The sequence below is a fragment of the Rhodococcus sp. X156 genome, assembly GCF_004006015.1.
Classification (GTDB): Bacteria; Actinomycetota; Actinomycetes; order Mycobacteriales; family Mycobacteriaceae; genus X156.
The window spans coordinates 733,984-750,931 of the sequence record NZ_CP034766.1; the positions used below are offsets into that span (position 1 = coordinate 733,984).

At 72.9% G+C, this 16,948-nt stretch carries 13 protein-coding genes; 3 read left to right on the forward strand and 10 right to left on the reverse strand.

Annotation, left to right across the window (positions count from 1 at the left end; genetic code table 11):
* Position 1: 1 nt before the first annotated feature.
* The 3 genes from ELX43_RS03470 to ELX43_RS03480 form a co-directional block, all read right to left on the reverse strand.
* The gene (locus tag ELX43_RS03470; protein ID WP_127782149.1) at positions 2-2,122 is read right to left on the reverse strand and encodes an MMPL family transporter; all 2,121 of its coding nucleotides are present in this window, start codon (positions 2,120-2,122) and stop codon (positions 2-4) included.
* A gap of 33 nt (positions 2,123-2,155) precedes the next feature.
* On the reverse strand, positions 2,156-3,538 hold the full coding sequence (locus ELX43_RS03475) for an FAD-binding oxidoreductase (protein WP_127782150.1): 1,383 nt from the start codon (positions 3,536-3,538) through the stop codon (positions 2,156-2,158).
* 92 nt (positions 3,539-3,630) lie between these two features.
* Positions 3,631-4,104, reverse strand: coding sequence for a DUF2599 domain-containing protein (locus tag ELX43_RS03480; RefSeq protein ID WP_164860572.1), 474 nt, complete (start codon positions 4,102-4,104; stop codon positions 3,631-3,633).
* A 137-nt stretch (positions 4,105-4,241) separates the two neighbouring features.
* On the opposite strand from ELX43_RS03480, the gene ELX43_RS03485 reads away from it, so the two are divergent.
* Both ELX43_RS03485 and ELX43_RS03490 read left to right on the forward strand, forming a co-directional pair.
* The gene (locus ELX43_RS03485; RefSeq protein WP_127782152.1) at positions 4,242-5,462 is read left to right on the forward strand and encodes an acetyl-CoA C-acetyltransferase; all 1,221 of its coding nucleotides are present in this window, start codon (positions 4,242-4,244) and stop codon (positions 5,460-5,462) included.
* 21 nt (positions 5,463-5,483) lie between these two features.
* On the forward strand, positions 5,484-7,643 hold the full coding sequence (locus ELX43_RS03490) for a 3-hydroxyacyl-CoA dehydrogenase NAD-binding domain-containing protein (protein ID WP_127782153.1): 2,160 nt from the start codon (positions 5,484-5,486) through the stop codon (positions 7,641-7,643).
* Between the two features lie 76 nt (positions 7,644-7,719).
* Here the strand turns inward: ELX43_RS03490 and ELX43_RS03495 are convergent, their stop codons facing one another.
* Positions 7,720-8,748: an AraC family transcriptional regulator gene (locus ELX43_RS03495; protein ID WP_127782154.1), complete on the reverse strand. Its 1,029-nt coding sequence runs from the start codon at positions 8,746-8,748 to the stop codon at positions 7,720-7,722.
* 5 nt (positions 8,749-8,753) lie between these two features.
* Positions 8,754-10,322, reverse strand: a complete 1,569-nt coding sequence (locus ELX43_RS03500; RefSeq protein ID WP_241249853.1) for a peptide chain release factor 3 — start codon at positions 10,320-10,322, stop codon at positions 8,754-8,756.
* A gap of 184 nt (positions 10,323-10,506) precedes the next feature.
* Here ELX43_RS03500 and ELX43_RS03505 point away from each other — a divergent pair, with 184 nt between their 5' ends.
* A complete protein-coding gene (locus ELX43_RS03505; protein ID WP_127782156.1) occupies positions 10,507-12,138 on the forward strand; it encodes a fatty acyl-AMP ligase in 1,632 nt (543 codons plus the stop codon).
* Between the two features lie 87 nt (positions 12,139-12,225).
* On the opposite strand, the gene pth is transcribed toward ELX43_RS03505, so the two are convergent.
* The 5 genes from pth to glmU all read right to left on the reverse strand — a co-directional run bounded on the left by pth (position 12,226) and on the right by glmU (position 16,819).
* Positions 12,226-12,786, reverse strand: a complete 561-nt coding sequence (pth, locus tag ELX43_RS03510; RefSeq protein ID WP_127784643.1) for an aminoacyl-tRNA hydrolase — start codon at positions 12,784-12,786, stop codon at positions 12,226-12,228.
* Positions 12,787-12,994: 208 nt separating this feature from the next.
* Entirely contained in the window at positions 12,995-13,666 is a 672-nt protein-coding gene (locus ELX43_RS03515; RefSeq protein WP_127782157.1) for a 50S ribosomal protein L25/general stress protein Ctc, read from the reverse strand.
* A 200-nt stretch (positions 13,667-13,866) separates the two neighbouring features.
* The gene (locus tag ELX43_RS03520) at positions 13,867-14,208 is read right to left on the reverse strand and encodes a helix-turn-helix transcriptional regulator (protein ID WP_127782158.1); all 342 of its coding nucleotides are present in this window, start codon (positions 14,206-14,208) and stop codon (positions 13,867-13,869) included.
* Between the two features lie 119 nt (positions 14,209-14,327).
* Positions 14,328-15,299, reverse strand: coding sequence for a ribose-phosphate diphosphokinase (locus tag ELX43_RS03525; protein WP_127782159.1), 972 nt, complete (start codon positions 15,297-15,299; stop codon positions 14,328-14,330).
* A 5-nt stretch (positions 15,300-15,304) separates the two neighbouring features.
* The gene (gene glmU / locus ELX43_RS03530; protein WP_127782160.1) at positions 15,305-16,819 is read right to left on the reverse strand and encodes a bifunctional UDP-N-acetylglucosamine diphosphorylase/glucosamine-1-phosphate N-acetyltransferase GlmU; all 1,515 of its coding nucleotides are present in this window, start codon (positions 16,817-16,819) and stop codon (positions 15,305-15,307) included.
* Between the last annotated feature and the right edge of the window lie 129 nt (positions 16,820-16,948).

The window sequence follows — 16,948 nt, forward strand, 5'->3', positions numbered from 1 at the left end:
CTCAGGAGGGTACGGTCGTCGGCGTCTCGGATCGAGCCCTTTCCGCAGGTCGCAGGGGCTTGCGCTGCCCGGGAAGCCGGGAGTCCAGCCAGGCCGGCAGCCACCAGGCCCGCTCGCCGAGCAGCACCATCACCGACGGCAGCAGCACCATCCGCACCACCGTCGCGTCCACCGCGATGGCGGTGGCCATGCCCACGCCCACCATCTTCACGGTGAGGTCGGTGTCGGTGGCGAAGGCCAGGAACACCGACACCATGATCAGCGCCGCGCAGGTGATCACCCGCCCGGTGGCGCCGATGCCGCGGTGCACGCTGCCGGCCGCGTCCCCGGTGCGCAGCCACTCCCGGCGGATGCGCGAGACCAGGAACACCTCGTAGTCCATGGACAGCCCGAACAGCACGGTGAACAGCAGGATCGGCACCCAGGTGGACACCGGCGTGGCGTGCGGCAGCCCGAGCAGGGTGGCGCCCCAGCCCCACTGGAACACCATGGTGAGCACTCCGTAGGCGGCGCCGACGCTCAGCAGGTTCAGCGCGGCAGCCTTCAGCGCGATCGGCACCGAGCGGAACACCACCACCAGCGCCAGCACCGACACCGCCACCACGAAGCTGATCACCACCCACAGCCGGACCGCCAGCTTGTCGGCGATGTCGGCGAACACCGCGGTGGTGCCGGTGACCATCACGCCCGGCTCCAGCACGTCCGCGCGCAGGTGGCGGATGAGCGCCGCCGCGGCCGGGTCCTGCGGGCTGGTGCTCGGCTGCACCTGCACCAGCGCCGCGGTGCCCGCCTGGTTCAGCACCGGCGGGGCCACCTGGGCGATCCCGGGGGTGCTCTGCAGCGCGGTGACGGTCTGCGCCACCCGCTCGGTCCGGCCGTCGCGCAGGTCGACGGCCACCACCAGCGGCCCGTTGGCGCCGGGCCCGAAGCCCGCCTCCACCAGGTCGTAGGCCCGCCGGGTGGTCTGGGAGTCCAGCCCGCTGCCGGCGTCCTGCGGCCAGGTGCGCATAGCCAGCGCGGGCGCGGCCAGCAGCAGCAGCAGGGTGAGCGCCGCCAGGCCCCACGCCACCGGGCGGCGGCTCACCCGCACGGCCCAGCGCGCCGAGAGCGGGGTGGTGCCGGCGCGGGCGCGGCGGCGCCCGGCCCGGCCCAGCAACCGGTGCCCGGCCGCCCCGCACAGCGCGGGGACCAGGGTGATGGCGGTGAGCACCACGCACAGCACCACCAGCCCGGTGGCGTAGCCGAAGGAGGTGAACACCGGCAACCCGCTGAGCCCCAGGCCCAGCAGCGACAGCAGCACCGTGGCCCCGGCGAACACCACCGAGGTCCCCGCCTCGGCGTTGGCGTCGGCGGCAGCGTCCACCGGGGCCCGGCCCTCGTGCAGGTGCTCGGTGAACCGGGTGAGCAGCAGCAGCGCGTAGTCGATGCCCACCCCGATGCCCACCATGGCGGCGACGAACGGGGCAGAGGTGCTGATGTCGGTGACCGCGGCGAGCAGGGTGATGCCGGCCGAGCCCACCCCCAGCCCGAACAGGGCCACCAGCAGGGGGAGCCCGGCGGCGAGCACGGAGCCGAAGGCCAGCAGCAGCACCACCGCGGCGACGGCCAGGCCGATGAGCTCGGCGGAGCTGCCCCCTTCCTGGGCGTCCTCGGCCACCAGCCCACCCAGCTCCACCTGCACCCCGGCGTCGGTGGCGGGCCCAGCGGCCGCGCGCAGCGCGTCCACCCCCTCGGTGCCGGCGAAGTCGGTGACCGGGATGGAGTACTGCACCACCAGCAGCGCGGTGCGCCCGTCGGCCGACCAGCGCGGGCTCACGGTGCTGACGCCGTCCAGGGTGGCGGTGCGCTCGCGCACCTGCTCGACCGTGGCGGCCTCCAGCGGTGCCCCAGCGCGGTGCAGGACGACGCGGGCCTCGTCCCCGGCGGACTGCGGGAAGCTCTCCCGCAGGAAGGCGGTGGCCGCGGTCGACTCGGTGCCGGGGGTGTCGTAGTTGTCGTGCGGGGCGGCGCCCAGCTGGGCGGCCGCCCCGAGGGCAGCGACGAGCACCACCACCCAGGCTGCGACGGTCCGCCAGGGGTGCAGGGCGCAGGCCCGTCCGAGCCTGCTCAGCAACGTGCTCATGATGAGGTCCTTGTCCGAGAGCGGTCTGGGGGATCAGGCGAAGGTGCCGGTGGGGTCGAGGCGGTGGCGCAGCTCGGTCAGCCGGGCGTGCACCGCCGGTGGCCAGGCGTCGCTGAGCGGGTGCGCGTCGTCGACGGGGCCGTGGAAGTTCAGCTGCGTGCCGCAGTCGTAGCGGCCCAGCCCGGCCAGCAGCGCGTCGGCGGCAGCGGGCACGGCGGTGGCGAAGAGCTCGGGCACCGGCACGCCCAGCACGCTCACCAGGTACTCCGCCTGCCGGCCGCCCACCGCGTTGCCGCCGGCCGGCTCGTGGCGCAGCGCCCCGCCGAGGTGGCGCAGCTCCACCGCCATCAGCGGGCTGGCCGGGTCCTGCATCGGCTCGGTGACGGCCTGCACGACGGTGTCTCGGGCCGTGGCGCTGTCCACTCCGTGCAGCAGGCGGCCGCGCTGCCAGGACGGCATGGGCTCGGCGCCCTCCGCCTGCTGGGCGGCCAGGGTGGCGGAGCTGTGCTCGCCGAAGGTCGCCAGCACCGGGGTGTGTCCGGCCAGCAGCTGCTCCACCAGCCGCGCGCCGGTCTCGGGGGTGCCCTCGTGGCAGAGCTGCAGCTGCAGCACGTGCTGGCCGCGCAGGGGTGGGGGCAGTGCGGGCAGGTCGGGCAGGTGCAGCACGGTGGCCGAGGAGCTCACCGACTCCGGCGCGCTGCGGGTCCACGCCAGGTAGCCGGCCAGCCCGGCGGTGACCTGCTCGGCGGGCAGCCAGGCGGTGCCCGCGTGCAGGCGGGGCGCGGGCTGCAGGGCCAGGGTGAGCGCGGTGACCACACCCAGGCCGGTCTTGCCGCCGCGCAGCGCCCAGAACAGGTCCGGGTGCTGCGCGGCGTCGACGGTGCGGACCATGCCGTCGGCGGTGACCACCTGCATGGCGAGCACGTGGTCGGCGGCGAAGCCGCGCGGGCGGGCCAGCGGGCCGATGCCGCCGCCCAGGGTGAAGCCGACGACGCCGACGGTGGGGTAGGTGGCGCCCACCGGGGCCAGCCCGACGGCGTCGCAGGCGTCGAGCACCGGGCCCCAGGTGGTGCCCGCGCCCACGGTGACGGCGCCGGCCACGGGGTCCACGTCGATGGTGTCCAGCCGGTGGGTGAGCAGCAGCAGCCCGCCCACCGCCGGGGCGGTGGTGCCGTGGCCGGTGGTCTGGGTGGTGACCGCGAGCCCGTGGCGGGTGGCCACCGCGACGGCGGCGGCGACGTCGGCGGGCTCGGCGGGCTCCACCACCACCAGGGGCTGGTGGGTCACCGCCCGGTTGTGGCCGGTGACGAGGTGGTCGTAGTCGGGGTCGTGCGGGTAGCGCAGCCGGCCGCGGACCGATCCGCGGAGCTCGGCGACAGCGTCGGGGGGCAGGGGCTGGGGGTGGGTGGTGGTCATGTCCACCACGGTGGGGCGCGGCGGTTGCGGCGCACTTGCAGCCGGCTAGCGGCCCGTCCGCAAGTGTCGCTCCTCCGGAGACGGAGCGGGCGCTACTCCGGGCCGCCGGGGTTGCACTCGGCGTCCACGGTGGCGCGGTAGCCCACGTCGGGGCGCCACTGCTCGAGGTTCCACGAGGGCTTGGCCGGCTCGAACAGCCGCGCGAGCTCCCAGTGGCAGCGGAACTGGTCGTGCAGCGATGCGGTGTCGGCCCCCGGAGCCGCGGCCACCACCTCGGCCCAGGCCGCGGTGCCCGCGGCGGTGCTGGCCGCGGCGCGACCGGCGGCGCTGGGGTACACGCGCAGCGTGCGGCCCTTGGCGGTGTCCACCCACTGCACGCGCTCGACGTAGAGCGGAGCTGCGGCAACGGGGCTGGTGGTGGGGGCGACGCTGGACGAGGACGGCACGGACGAGGACGGCACGGCCGGTGCGGACACGTCAGGCGTGGCGCACCCCACCAGCGGGAACCCCACCAGCGCGCACCCCAGCACGGCGAGGCCCACGCGTCCCACCCGCCAGCGCGCCACGTCAGCGAGCGTAGGGGAGTGAGCGATGCGGCCACCCAGGACGAGCGCTGCGGTCAGGGGTTCCTTAGCTACCGGGCAGTAACATCGTGCCGGTCAGCGCGACTGCTGACTCGTTTGTTCTCTTCTTTGGAGGCTCCATGTCAGGTTCGTCCGGCGCTCCCCAGGCGTTCATCTACGACGCCGTGCGCACCCCACGCGGCAAGGGCAAGAAGGGCGCCCTGCACGGCGTCAAGCCCGTCACCCTCACCGCGGGCGTGCTCTCCGCGCTCGCCGAGCGCAACGACCTGGACACCTCCCGGGTCGACGACGTCGTCCTCGGCGTCGTGTCCCCGGTGGACGAGCAGGGCGCGGACATCGCCCGCACCGCCGTCATGGTCGCCGGCTGGGACGAGAGCGTCGCCGGTGTGCAGCTCAACCGCTTCTGCGCCTCCGGCCTGGAGGCCGTGAACCTGGCCGCCGCCAAGGTCGCCTCCGGCTTCGAGGACCTCGTGGTCGCCGGCGGCGTGGAGTCCATGTCCCGCGTCCCGATGGCCTCCGACGGTGGCGCCTGGTTCGCCGACCCGGAGACCAACCTCAAGGCGAACTTCGTGCCCCAGGGCATCGGCGCCGACCTCATCGCCACCCTCGAGGGCTTCAGCCGCCACGACGTGGACGCCTACGCCGCGCAGTCGCACGAGCGTGCCGCCGCCGGCTGGGCCGCGGGCCACTTCGACCGCTCCGTGGTGGCCGTGCGCGACCGCGTCGGCACCCTGCTGCTCGACCGCGACGAGACCGTCCGCCCCGGCACCACCCCGGAGATCCTGGGCAAGCTGCGCTCGGCCTTCGCCGACCAGGGCGCCATCGGCTTCGACACCGTGGCCATCGACCGCTACCCGCAGGTGGAGCGCATCAACCACGTGCACACCGGCGGCAACTCCTCGGGCATCGTCGACGGCGCCGCCGCGGTGCTGATCGGCAACGAGCAGGCCGGCCGCGACCTGGGCCTGACCCCGCGGGCGCGCATCGTCGCCACCGCCGTCATCGGCAGCGAGCCCACCATCATGCTCACCGGACCGGCCCCGGCCGCCCGCAAGGCACTGCAGCGCGCCGGCCTCACCGCCGACGACATCGACCTGTTCGAGATCAACGAGGCCTTCGCCTCGGTGGTGCTGAAGTTCCAGCGCGACCTCGACCTCGACCCGGCCAAGGTCAACGTGCTCGGTGGCGCCATCGCCATGGGCCACCCCCTGGGCGCCACCGGCGCCATGATCCTGATGACCCTCGCCGACGAGCTGGAGCGCCGCCAGCTCCGTCGCGGCCTCGCCACGCTCTGCGTCGGCGGCGGCATGGGCATCGCCACCATCATCGAGAGGGTCTGACCCACCATGACCAGCGAATCTATGAACACTGACAGCTCGGCTATCACGTACGACCGCGACGCCGACGGTGTCGTCACCCTCACCCTGGACGCCCCGGGCCGCTCCGCGAACACCATGGACGCGCTGTTCCGCAGCTCGCTCAAGGAGACCGTCGAGCGGCTCACCGCCGAGCGCGAGCAGGTCACCGGCATCGTCATCACCTCGGCCAAGAAGACCTTCTTCGCCGGCGGTGACCTCAACGAGCTCATCAAGGTCACCCCGGAGACCGCCCAGGACTTCGCCGCGGGCGGCAACGAGATGAAGGGCCACCTGCGGGCCATCGAGACCATGGGCGTGCCCGTGGTCGCCGCGATCAACGGCGCCGCCCTCGGTGGCGGCTGGGAGATCGCGCTGTCCTGCCACCGCCGCATCGCGGTGAACAACCCCAAGATCAAGCTGGGCCTGCCCGAGGTCACCCTGGGCCTGCTGCCCGGTGGCGGCGGCGTGGTCCGCACCGTCCGGCTCATCGGCCTGGCCGCGGCGCTGCCGCTGCTCACTGAGGGCCGCCAGCTCACCCCGGAGAAGGCCCAGCAGGCGGGCCTGCTGCACGAGCTGGTGGAGACGCCGGACGAGCTGCTCACCGCGGCCAAGGCCTGGATCAAGGACAACCCCACCAGCGCCCAGCCCTTCGACGCCAAGGGCTACCAGATCCCCGGCGGCAGCGTGCGCGACGCCGGCATGATGATGGCCGCCATCCCGGCCATGCTGCGCAAGAAGACCCACGGCACCCAGCCCGCCCCCGAGGCGATCGTCTCCGCCGCCGTGGAGAGCATGAACGTCGACGTGGACACCGCCCTGCGGGTGGAGACGGCCTACCTGGCCGAGCTCGCCGCCGGGCAGATCTCCAAGAACATGATCAGCGCGTTCTTCTTCCAGCTCAACCAGATCAACGGCGGCGGCTCGCGGCCTGACGGTCCGGCCAAGCGCACGCCCACCAAGATCGGCGTCATCGGCGCCGGCATGATGGGTGCGGGCATCGCCCACGTCGCCTCCACCCGGGGCATCGAGGTCGTCCTGGTCGACGCCAGCCTGGAGGCCGCCGAGCGCGGCAAGAAGCACGGCGCCGACATCCTGGACGCCAAGGTGGCCAAGGGCCGCCTGGCCCAGGACAAGCGGGACGCCACCCTGGCCCTGGTCACCCCCGTGGACGACGCCGCCCAGGTGGCCGGCTGCGACCTGGTGATCGAGGCCGTGTTCGAGGACCGCAAGGTCAAGGCCGAGGTGCACAACAAGGTCGCCGCTGCGGCGCCGGAGGCCACCATCGCCTCCAACACCTCCACCCTGCCCATCACCGGGCTGGCCTCGGCGGTGCCGGACCCGGCCAAGTTCGTCGGCATGCACTTCTTCTCCCCGGTGCACAAGATGCAGCTGGTCGAGCTGATCCGCGGCGAGAAGACCAGCGACGAGACGCTGGCCTTCGCCTTCGACACCGTGCTCGCGCTGGGCAAGACGCCCATCGTGGTCAACGACGCCCGCGGGTTCTTCACCTCCCGGGTGTTCGGCACGTTCACCAGCGAGGGCCAGGCCCTGCTGGGCGAGGGCGTGCCCGCGGCGCGCATCGAGACCGAGGCCCTCAAGGCCGGCATGCCGGTGGGCCCGCTGGCGGTGTCCGACGAGGTGTCCATGACGCTGATGCTGGCCATCCGCAAGCAGACCCTGGCCGACATCGCCGAGACCGGCGACAGCAGCGGCATGAGCGCCGACCACCCGGGCTTCGCGGTGACCGACAAGATGGTCAACGAGTTCAACCGCCCGGGCAAGGCCAAGGGCGCCGGTTTCTACGACTACCCCGAGTCCGGCGGCAAGCGCCTGTGGCCCGGGCTGGCGGAGAACTTCGGCAAGGCCGACGGCGGCGCCGAGCTCACCGGCCAGGACATCCGGGACCGCTTCCTCTTCGCGGAGGCCCTGGAGTCGGTGCGCTGCGTGGAGGAGGGCGTCATCGACTCCGTCGCCGACGCCAACATCGGCAGCATCTTCGGCATCGGCTACGCCCCCTGGACCGGTGGCGTGCTGCAGTTCCTCAACGGCTACGGTCTGCCGCAGGCGGTGGAGCGGGCCAAGGAGCTGGCCGAGCGCTTCGGCGAGCGGTTCGCCCCGCCCGCGCTGCTGGTCGCCAAGGCCGAGGCCGGCGAGCAGTTCTAGAGCTCTCCCCGCGCACCCAGCACCGCCCCGTGACCCCTGGTCGCGGGGCGGTGCTGCTCGTTCAGGGGCCGGCCGCTCAGCGCTGCTGCGCGGCCAGGTAGGAGCCGGGTGAGTGCCCGGTCCACCGCCGGAACGCCCGGTGCAGGGCGCTGGCCTCGGAGAAGCCCAGCCGCACGGCCAGCTCGTCCAGCGGCTCGTGGGCGTCGGTGATGCTGGCGGTGGCCAGGTCACGGCGCAGCGCGTCGCACACCGCCGAGTAGGAGGTGCGCTCGGCGGCGAGGTGGCGGCGCAGCGACGCCGGGCTGTAGCCCAGCCGGGCGGCCACGTGCGGCAGCGTGGGCAGCAGCCCGGTGGCGGCCAGGTCCTCACCCACCACCCGGCGCACCGCGGCGGCGCGGCTGGTGCCGTGCTCGCGGCGGGCCAGCAGGTCGGCCGGAGAGCTGCGCAGGAACCCGGCCAGCGCCCGCTCGTCGCGCTGCACCGAGGTGTGCAGATCCGCGGTGTCCAGCACCAGCGCGCTGCACGGCTGGTCGAAGACCACCGGCGCCCCGAACAGCTGGGTGTACTCCCCGCGGTGCGCCGGCGGGGGATAGGCCAGCTCCACCGCCAGCGGCACGATCGGCGCCCGCACCAGCCAGCTGGCAAAGCGGTGCCAGATCATCAGCAGCGACTCGGTGAGGAACACCCCGGGCCCAGGCGCCAGCTCCAGCCGGGTCTGCTCCGCACCCACCTGCAGCCGAAACCGCGGCCCACCGGGAAAGAGGTGGTAGAACGCGGTGGCCCGGGTCAGCGCGGTGCGCAGGTCGGGGCAGTGCACCGCCAGCAGCCCCATGGTGGCGAAGGTGCCGCGCCGGCTGGGCACCGGCCAGTGCCCCATCAGCTCGTCGTCCAGGTGGTCCCACACCCCGCGCACCAGCCGGGCGAACTGCTCGGTGGACACCACCGGCGGGCCACCATCGCCGTCGAGCCCGGTGCCGTCGAGTCCGGTGCCGTCGAGCCCGGTGCCGTCGATGCCGGCACTGGCGAGCAGCTCGGCCCGCTCGTCCGCGACCACTCCCTGCAGCACCGCCCGCACGTGGTGGCTGCCGATCCCTGCGCTGGGCACGTCCGTCAGTCGGCGGCGGCCACGAGCGGCTCCAGGGTGAGCCCGGGGTGCTCCTTCTGGATGTACTGCAGGCGCCACTTGTCGCTGACCAGCGCCAGCAGCACCCCGTCGCTGCGGGTGAACACCTCGATGCCGCGCTGGCGGTTGAGCTCGTCGGCCGACTCCGCGTTGGTGCGCCGGGCCAGCGAGTAGCCCAGGTTCTCCATCTTGGCCTCGACGTCGAACTCGGCCTTCATCCGCGCGGCCACCACCTCGAACTGCATGGGGCCCACCGCCGCCAGCACTGGGGAGGCGTCGCCGCGGAGGTCGTTGCGCAGCACCTGCACCACGCCCTCGGAGTCCAGCTGGTCCACCGCGCGGCGGAACTGCTTGTACTTGCCGGCGCTGTCGGCCCGCAGCACCGCGAAGAACTCCGGCGCGAAGCTGGGCATCGGCGGGTAGCGCACCGGCTCCTCGGTGTAGAGGGTGTCGCCGGGGCGCAGGGTGAGCGCGTTGACCAGGCCCACCACGTCGCCGGGGTAGGCGGTCTCCACCGTGGAGCGCTCGCGGCCGAACACCGACTGGGCGTACTTGGTGGTGAACGGCTTGCCGGTGGCGGCGTTGGTCACCACCATGCCCCGCTCGAAGGTGCCCGAGCACACCCGGATGTAGGCCAGCCGGTCGCGGTGCGCGGAGTCCATGCCCGCCTGCACCTTGAACACCACCGCGCTGAAGGGTGCCGTCACCGGGCGGGGGTGACCGTCCACGTCAGGACGGTCACCCGGCGGGGGAGCGAGGTCGACCAGCGCGTCCAGGATCTGGTGCACGCCGAAGTTGAGCATCGCCGAGCCGAAGATCACCGGGGAGGTGCGCCCGGCCAGGAACTGCTCCTGGTCGTGGTCGGCGCCGCTGATGCTCAGCAGCTCGCTCTCCTCCACGGCGTTGCCCCAGTCCACGCCCTCGCGCGCCGCGGCCGCCTCGGCGTCCATCAGCTCCTCGGGGGCGATCTTGGCGCCGCCGGCGGTGCGGGTGAAGCGGATGTAGGAGTCGTTGGTGCGGTCCAGCAGGCCGCGGAAGTCGCCGGCGATGCCCACCGGCCACAGCAGCGGGGTGGGCTTGAGGCCGATGCGCTCCTCGATCTCGTCCATCAGCTCCAGCGGCGCCTGGCCCGGCCGGTCCCACTTGTTGATGACGGTGATCACCGGGATGCCGCGGTGGCGACAGACCTGGAACAGCTTGAGGGTCTGCGGCTCCAGGCCCTTGGCGGCGTCGATGAGCATGACGGCGGCGTCGACGGCGGTGAGCACCCGGTAGGTGTCCTCGGAGAAGTCGGCGTGGCCGGGGGTGTCGACGAGGTTGATCACCGTGTCGCGGTAGGTGAACTGCAGCGCGGTGGAGGTCACCGAGATGCCGCGGGCCTTCTCCATCTCCATCCAGTCGGAGACGGTGGAGCGGCGGCCGGCCTTGCCGTGGATGGCACCGGCCTCGGAGATCACCTTGGCGTGCAGGGCGAGGGCCTCGGTGAGCGTGGACTTTCCGGCGTCGGGGTGGCTGATCACGGCGAACGTGCGCCTGCGGGCGACCTCGTTGGCCACTGCCAGCCCGGCACGGTCGCTCGCGAGACGCTCCTCGGAAGCCGGTGCGGAGGGGGTCTGGGTCACGAGTGGTCCTTTCGGGTGGTCAGCACCCCAGGGTATCGCTCCGGCAAATGTGGCCGGTGCCCGCGTTTCCTGCCGAGCCCTGCAGAGGTTTGGGGCAACGCCCTCTATTGTGTTACCCGTGAGTACGTTTACCGAGACCCTGTACCGCACCGCTGCCACCTCCCCGAACGGGATGGTCACCGGTGAGCCGGATGCACCCCTGCGCCGCAGCTGGGGCGAGATCCACGCGCTGGCCCGCAAGGGCGCCGGTGCGCTGGCCGCCGCGGGGGTGGGCCCCGGTGACGCAGTCACCATCCTGGCCGGTGAGTCGGTGGAGATCGCCCCGGCGATCCAGTCGGCGTGGATGCGTGGCGCCAGCGTCACCATGCTGCACCAGCCCACCCCGCGCACCGACCTGGGCGTGTGGGCCGAGGAGACCATGACGGTGCTGGACATGGTCGGCGCCAGCGTCGTCCTGCTCGGCGAGCCCTTCGGCGCCATCAAGCCGCTGCTGGAGGAGCGCAAGGTCGCCGTGGTGGAGATGGCTGACCTGGTCACCGGCCCGGACACGGACCCGCTCGAGGTGGACGAGGACGCCACGGCGCTGCTGCAGCTGACCTCGGGCTCCACCGGGACCCCCAAGGGCGTGCGGATCACCCACCGCAACCTCAACGCCAACATCCTGGGCATGGCCAAGGGCGCCAACTTCGACTACGGCAACGACGTCATGGTCAGCTGGCTGCCGCTGTTCCACGACATGGGCATGGTCGGGTTCCTCACCGTGCCGATGACCCTGGGCGTGGACCTCATCTCCATCACCCCGATGGACTTCCTGCGCTCCCCGCTGCTGTGGCTGGAGCTGATCAGCCGCTACAAGGGCACCATCACCGCCGCCCCGAACTTCGCCTACGCCGTGGTCGCCAAGCGCCTGGCCAAGGAGGAGGACGGCAAGTACGACCTGTCCTCCATGCGCTTCGCGCTCAACGGCGCCGAGCCGATCGACCCGGCCGCGGCGTTCAGCTTCCTGGAGGCCGGGGCCCGCTTCGGCCTGCGCTCCTCGGCGATGGTTCCCGCCTACGGCATGGCCGAGTCCACCCTGGCCATCTCCTTCCACCCGCTGGACACCGACCTCATCGTGGACACGGTGGACACCGACGCGCTGGAGCGCGACCGGGTGGCCAAGCCCGCCACGGGGGAGAACACCCGCGGCTTCCCGAGCCTGGGTCTGCCGCTGGAGGGCATCGAGGTGCGCACCGTCGACCCGGAGGGCAACGTGCTGCCCACCCGCGGGGTCGGCGTGCTGCAGCTGCGCGGCGAGCCGATCACCCCCGGCTACCTCACCGTGGACGGCCCGCAGGACATCCGCGACGACGAGGGCTGGCTGGACACCGGTGACGAGGGCTACGTCACCGAGGACGGCCACGTGGTGGTCTGTGGCCGCGTCAAGGACGTCATCATCATGGGTGGGCGCAACATCTACCCCACCGACATCGAGCGGGCCGCAGCCACCGTCGCCGGGGTGCGTGCCGGCAACGTGGTGGCCGTGCGGATGGAGGCCGGCGAGCGCCGGGAGTCCTTCGCCGTGGTGCTGGAGAGCAACCAGCACGCCGACGAGGCCCAGGTGGAGCGCATCCGCAAGGAGGTGACCGCCGCGGTGGTCAGCGCCACCGGGGTGCGCCCGCGCAACGTCACGGTGCTGGCCCCGGGCTCGGTGCCCAAGACGCCGTCGGGCAAGCTGCGCCGCTCCACCTCGGTGGCCCTGGTCAGCTAGTCCCCGCACACACAGCACCGCCAGACACAGCACCGCCCCGGCCGCACCTGCGGACCGGGGCGGTGCCGTGTCTGGGGAGGCACGGGGCTAGCGGGCGTGCACCACCTGCTGGGCGTCGGTGAGGCTGCGCACCAGCAGCAGCTCCACCGCGTCGGCGGCGTCGTCCACGGCGAGCTCCACCGCGGTGCGCTCGGAGCCCGCGAACGGCTTGAGCACGTAGTCCGCGGGATCCATCCGCCCGGGCGGGCGGCCGATGCCGACGCGCACCCGCAGGTAGTCCTTGCTGCCCAGCGAACGGCTGATGGAGCGCAGGCCGTTGTGCCCGCCCTCACCGCCACCGCGCTTGAGCCGCACGGTGCCCAGCTCCAGGTCGAGGTCGTCGTGCACCACCACCAGCTCGCTCACCCCGACCGAGAAGAACTTGACCGCCGAGCTGACCGGGCCGCCGGCCTCGTTCATGAACGTGCGCGGCTTGACGAGGACGGTGCGCCGGTTCGCCAGCCGCCCCTCCACCACCTCGGCGTTGCTGCGCTTGTGCGCGCTGAAGCGTCCACTCATCCGGGCCGCGAGCAGGTCGGCGACGAGGAAGCCGACGTTGTGGCGGGTGCGGGCGTAGGACGGTCCCGGGTTGCCCAGACCCACGACCATGGCGGGCAGCGCGGGGTCGGGCGGGGCCGCGGCGACCGCGGTAGCGCTGGCGTGGGCGCTCGGGCGGCCCGGCGCCGCAGCGGGCGGTCCGGGAGTGTGGTCGGGCATCGGTCCTCTTCGGAGTGTGGGGGTCAGCCGGACGCACCAGCGGCGCGCCACCCGCAGAAGGGGAGACGCGCCGCCGGTGTGACTGCGTTGAGCGAGAGGCTCAGCTCTGGTCGGCCTCGGAGGCGTTGTCCGCGGCGGGGGCCTCGTCGGCCACGGTGCCCTCGTCCGGAGCATCCTCCACCACGCCGGCGCCCTCGGTGTCGAGCTCGGCCTCCAGCGCGGCCTCGGAGGGGGCCTCCACGATGTTGACGACCAGCATCTCCGGGTCGGAGACCAGGGTCGCGCCCTCGGGCAGCGCGAGGTCGCTGGCGACGATCTGCGTGCCGACGGGGCGGCCGTCGATGGACACCTCGATCTGCTCCGGGATGGTCATGACGTCGGCCTCGACCTCGACCGTGCTGGCGTCCTGGGTGACCAGGGCGCCGGGGGCCGGGTCGCCGACGATGGTGACGGGGATCTCGACGTTGACCTTCTCGCCGCGACGGATCACCAGCAGGTCGGCGTGCTCGATGTAGTTGCGCAGCGGGTGCACGACGACGGTCTTCACCAGCGCCAGGTGCTCCTCGCCGTCGGCGGTGACGGTGATGACGGCGTTGGTGCCGTGGGCGCGCAGCACGCGGGCGAACTCCAGCGCGGGCAGCGCCAGGTGCACGGGGTCGGTGCCGTGGCCGTAGACCACGGCGGGGACCTTGCCGGCGTTGCGGGTGCGGCGGGCAGCACCCTTGCCGAACTCGGTGCGCTTCTCAGCGTTGAGGGTGATGTTCTCGGCCACGATGACTCCTTGGTGCGGTTCTTGGTGCGACAGCTGGTCCGGGGCCCGGCGAGGGGTGGACACGTCACAGCCGTGCGTCGTCAAGACCGCAGCCGCGTCGATCACGGGACCCTGCACGTGCGGGTCACCCTCGCCGAGACAACTGGGGAAGCCTACCGCACCACCGCGACCGCTCCGCACCGACGGGCGTGCGGGGAGGCTCAGTCCCCGCGCTCGGCCCGCAGCCGGGCGTTGTCGCTCTCCAGCTGGCTGTTGTCCGAGGTGAGCTCGTCGTTGCTCCGGCGCAGGCGCACGTTGTGCTGCTCCAGCTCCACGATGTGGGCGACCCCGACCAGGTTGACCCCGGCCTCCACCAGCTCCGCCACCCGCTGCAGCTGGCGCAGGTCGTCCTCGCTGTAGCGGCGGGTGCCCCCGTCGGTGCGCGAGGGCGCGACCAGCCCGCGGCGCTCGTAGAGCCGCAGCGTCTGCGGGCTGATGCCGGAGAGCTCGGCGGCCACCGAGATCCCGTACACCCCGCGCTGCGAGGCCGGTGTCTCCGCCATGCTTGCTCCATCCACCAGCACCGGCACGAACGGCGCCAGACTAGCAGCCGCCGTGCAGATAATCTGCTAGCTGTGCCGCAGATTATCCGCCGTGCGGCTGCGGGTGAGCAGCGACGGGTTCAGGCGTCGCCGTCGAAGAGGCTGGTCACCGAGCCGTCCTCGAAGACCGCCCGGATGGCGCGGGCCAGCAGCGGTGCGATGGAGAGCACCGTCAGCTGCGGGAACTGCTTGTCCTCGCCGATGGGCAGGGTGTTGGTGAAGATGACCTCGCGGGCGCCACAGGTGGACAGCCGCTCGGTGGCCGGGCCGGACAGCACGCCGTGGGTGGCGGCGATGATGACGTCCTTGGCCCCGGCGTCGCGCAGCACCTGCACGGCGCTGGCGATGGTGCCGCCGGTGTCGATCATGTCGTCGATGAGGATGCAGGTGCGCCCCTCGACGTCGCCGACCACGCGGTTGGCCTTGACCTGGTTGGGCACCCGCGGGTCACGGGTCTTGTGCACGAACGCGATGGGCACGCCGCCGAGGGTGTCGGCCCACTTCTCCGCCTGGCGGACCCGGCCGGAGTCGGGGGAGACCACGGTGACGTTCTCGTCGGGGTACTTGCTGGTGACGTACTCCGAGAGCAGCGAGGTGGCCAGCAGGTGGTCCACCGGGCCGTCGAAGAAGCCCTGGATCTGCGCGGTGTGCAGGTCCACGGTCATGATGCGGTCCGCGCCGGCGGTCTTGAACATGTCCGCGATGAGGCGGGCCGAGATCGGCTCCCGGCCGCGGTGCTTCTTGTCCTGCCGGGCGTAGGGGTAGAACGGCATGATCACGGTGATCCGCTTGGCGGAGGCGCGCTTGAGCGCGTCGACCATGATCAGCTGCTCCATCAGCCAGGTGTTGATGGGCGCGCAGTGGCTCTGCAGGACGAAGGCGTCACACCCACGCACCGACTCCTCGAAGCGCACGAAGATCTCGCCGTTGGCGAAGTCGCGGGCGGTCTGCGGGGTGATGGAGACGCCCAGCTGCTCGGCAACCTGGTCGGCCAGCTCGGGGTGCGCGCGCCCGGCAAAAAACATCAGGTTCTTCTTGGGCGTTGCGGGCATAGCGCTCACAGAGCTTCGCCGTCCTTAGGAGTTGAGAGGGTGGGGGTGGTGGGGGTCTGTGGTGCTGCTGCGGTGGCGCGGGTGGCCTCGGCGGCCTGCGCGGCGGCGGTGCCGGGGCGCTTGCGGGCGACCCAGCCCTCGATGTTGCGCTGGCGGCCCCCGGAGACGGCGAGCGCTCCCGGCGGCACGTCCTGGCTGACCACGGTGCCCGCGCCGGTGTAGGCGCCGTCGCCCACCCGCACCGGGGCGATGAACATGGTGTCGGAGCCGGTGCGGACGTGCGAGCCGATCTCGGTGCGGCTCTTGCTCACGCCGTCGTAGTTGACGAACACGCTGGAGGCGCCGATGTTGCTGTGCTCGCCCACGGTGGCGTCGCCGACGTAGGTCAGGTGCGGGACCTTGGAGCCGGCGCCGATGCTGGCGTTCTTGGTCTCCACGAAGGTGCCGATCTTGCCGGCCGCGCCCAGCACGGTGCCGGGGCGCAGGTAGGCGAACGGGCCCACCGTGGCATCCGCGCCGATCACGGCTTCGCTGCCGTGGGTGCGCACCACCGAGGCGTTCGCCCCCACGCGCACGTCGGTGAGGGTGGTGTCCGGCCCCACCTGAGCGCCGGTGTCCACCCGGGTGCGCCCGTGCAGCTGCACCCCGGGGTGCAGCTGCACGTCGGGGGCCAGCTCGACGGTGACGTCCAGCCAGGTGGTGGCGGGGTCGACCACGGTCACGCCGGCGCGCATCCAGCGCGCCAGCACCCGCCGGTTGAGCTCCGCGCCCAGCTGGGACAGCTGCACCTTGTCGTTGACGCCGGCCACCAGCCAGTCGTCGGTGACGGCGAGCCCGGCCACCCGGTGGCCGTCCGTGCGGGCACCGTGCACCAGGTCGGTCAGGTACAGCTCGCCCTGGGAGTTGTTGGTGTCCAGCCGACCCAGCCCGGTGCGCAGCACGGCCGCGTCGAAGGCGTACACACCGGAGTTGACCTCGGTGACCGCCAGCTGCTCCGGGGAGGCGTCCTTGTGCTCCACGATGGAGCTGACCTGCCCGGTGTCGTCGCGCAGCACCCGGCCGTAGCCGGTGGGGTCGGACAGGTGGGTGGTGAGCACGGTGACCGCGGCGTCCTGCTCGGTGTGCGCGGCCAGCAGCTCGCGCAGCGTCGCGGTGTCCAGCAGCGGCACGTCGGCGTAGGTCACCACCACGGTCCCGGTGAGGTCGGCGGGCAGCTCGGCCAGCGCGCACTGCACGGCGTGGCCGGTGCCGTTCTGCTCGGCCTGCACGGCGGCAGCGACGGGGCGGTCCAGCTCGGCAGCAACGTCGGCCACCGCCGCGCCGACCCGCTCGCGGTCGTGCCCGACCACGGCGACGAGGTGGCGGGGGGAGAGCCCGGCCGCGGCGTGCAGGGAGTGCGCGAGCAGGCTGCGCCCGCCCACCTGGTGCAGCACCTTCGGCAGGCTGGAGCGCATCCGCGTCCCGGCTCCGGCAGCCAGCACCACCACTGCGGCGGGTTCGGCGGATGGACCAGTGCGCATGCGTTCAGCCTGCATACCCGTAGAAGCTCCTCACGACAGTCTGGGGTCACACCGCACGGGCCACCGCACGCGGGTCGGCCGAGGCCAACCACTCGCAGTGATCCTACGGCCCGCCCGGTGCCGGGCGGG

What these genes read in the sequence shown, in the direction of transcription:
- ELX43_RS03520 (WP_127782158.1), bottom strand. Translation starts at nt 14,208, where the DNA reads ATGGCGGAGACACCGGCCTCGCAGCGCGGGGTGTACGGGATCTCGGTG.
- ELX43_RS03485 (WP_127782152.1), top strand. Translation starts at nt 4,242, where the DNA reads ATGTCAGGTTCGTCCGGCGCTCCCCAGGCGTTCATCTACGACGCCGTG.
- glmU (WP_127782160.1), bottom strand. Translation starts at nt 16,819, where the DNA reads ATGCGCACTGGTCCATCCGCCGAACCCGCCGCAGTGGTGGTGCTGGCT.
- ELX43_RS03470 (WP_127782149.1), bottom strand. Translation starts at nt 2,122, where the DNA reads ATGAGCACGTTGCTGAGCAGGCTCGGACGGGCCTGCGCCCTGCACCCC.
- pth (WP_127784643.1), bottom strand. Translation starts at nt 12,786, where the DNA reads ATGGTCGTGGGTCTGGGCAACCCGGGACCGTCCTACGCCCGCACCCGC.
- ELX43_RS03490 (WP_127782153.1), top strand. Translation starts at nt 5,484, where the DNA reads ATGAACACTGACAGCTCGGCTATCACGTACGACCGCGACGCCGACGGT.
- ELX43_RS03525 (WP_127782159.1), bottom strand. Translation starts at nt 15,299, where the DNA reads ATGCCCGCAACGCCCAAGAAGAACCTGATGTTTTTTGCCGGGCGCGCG.
- ELX43_RS03475 (WP_127782150.1), bottom strand. Translation starts at nt 3,538, where the DNA reads ATGACCACCACCCACCCCCAGCCCCTGCCCCCCGACGCTGTCGCCGAG.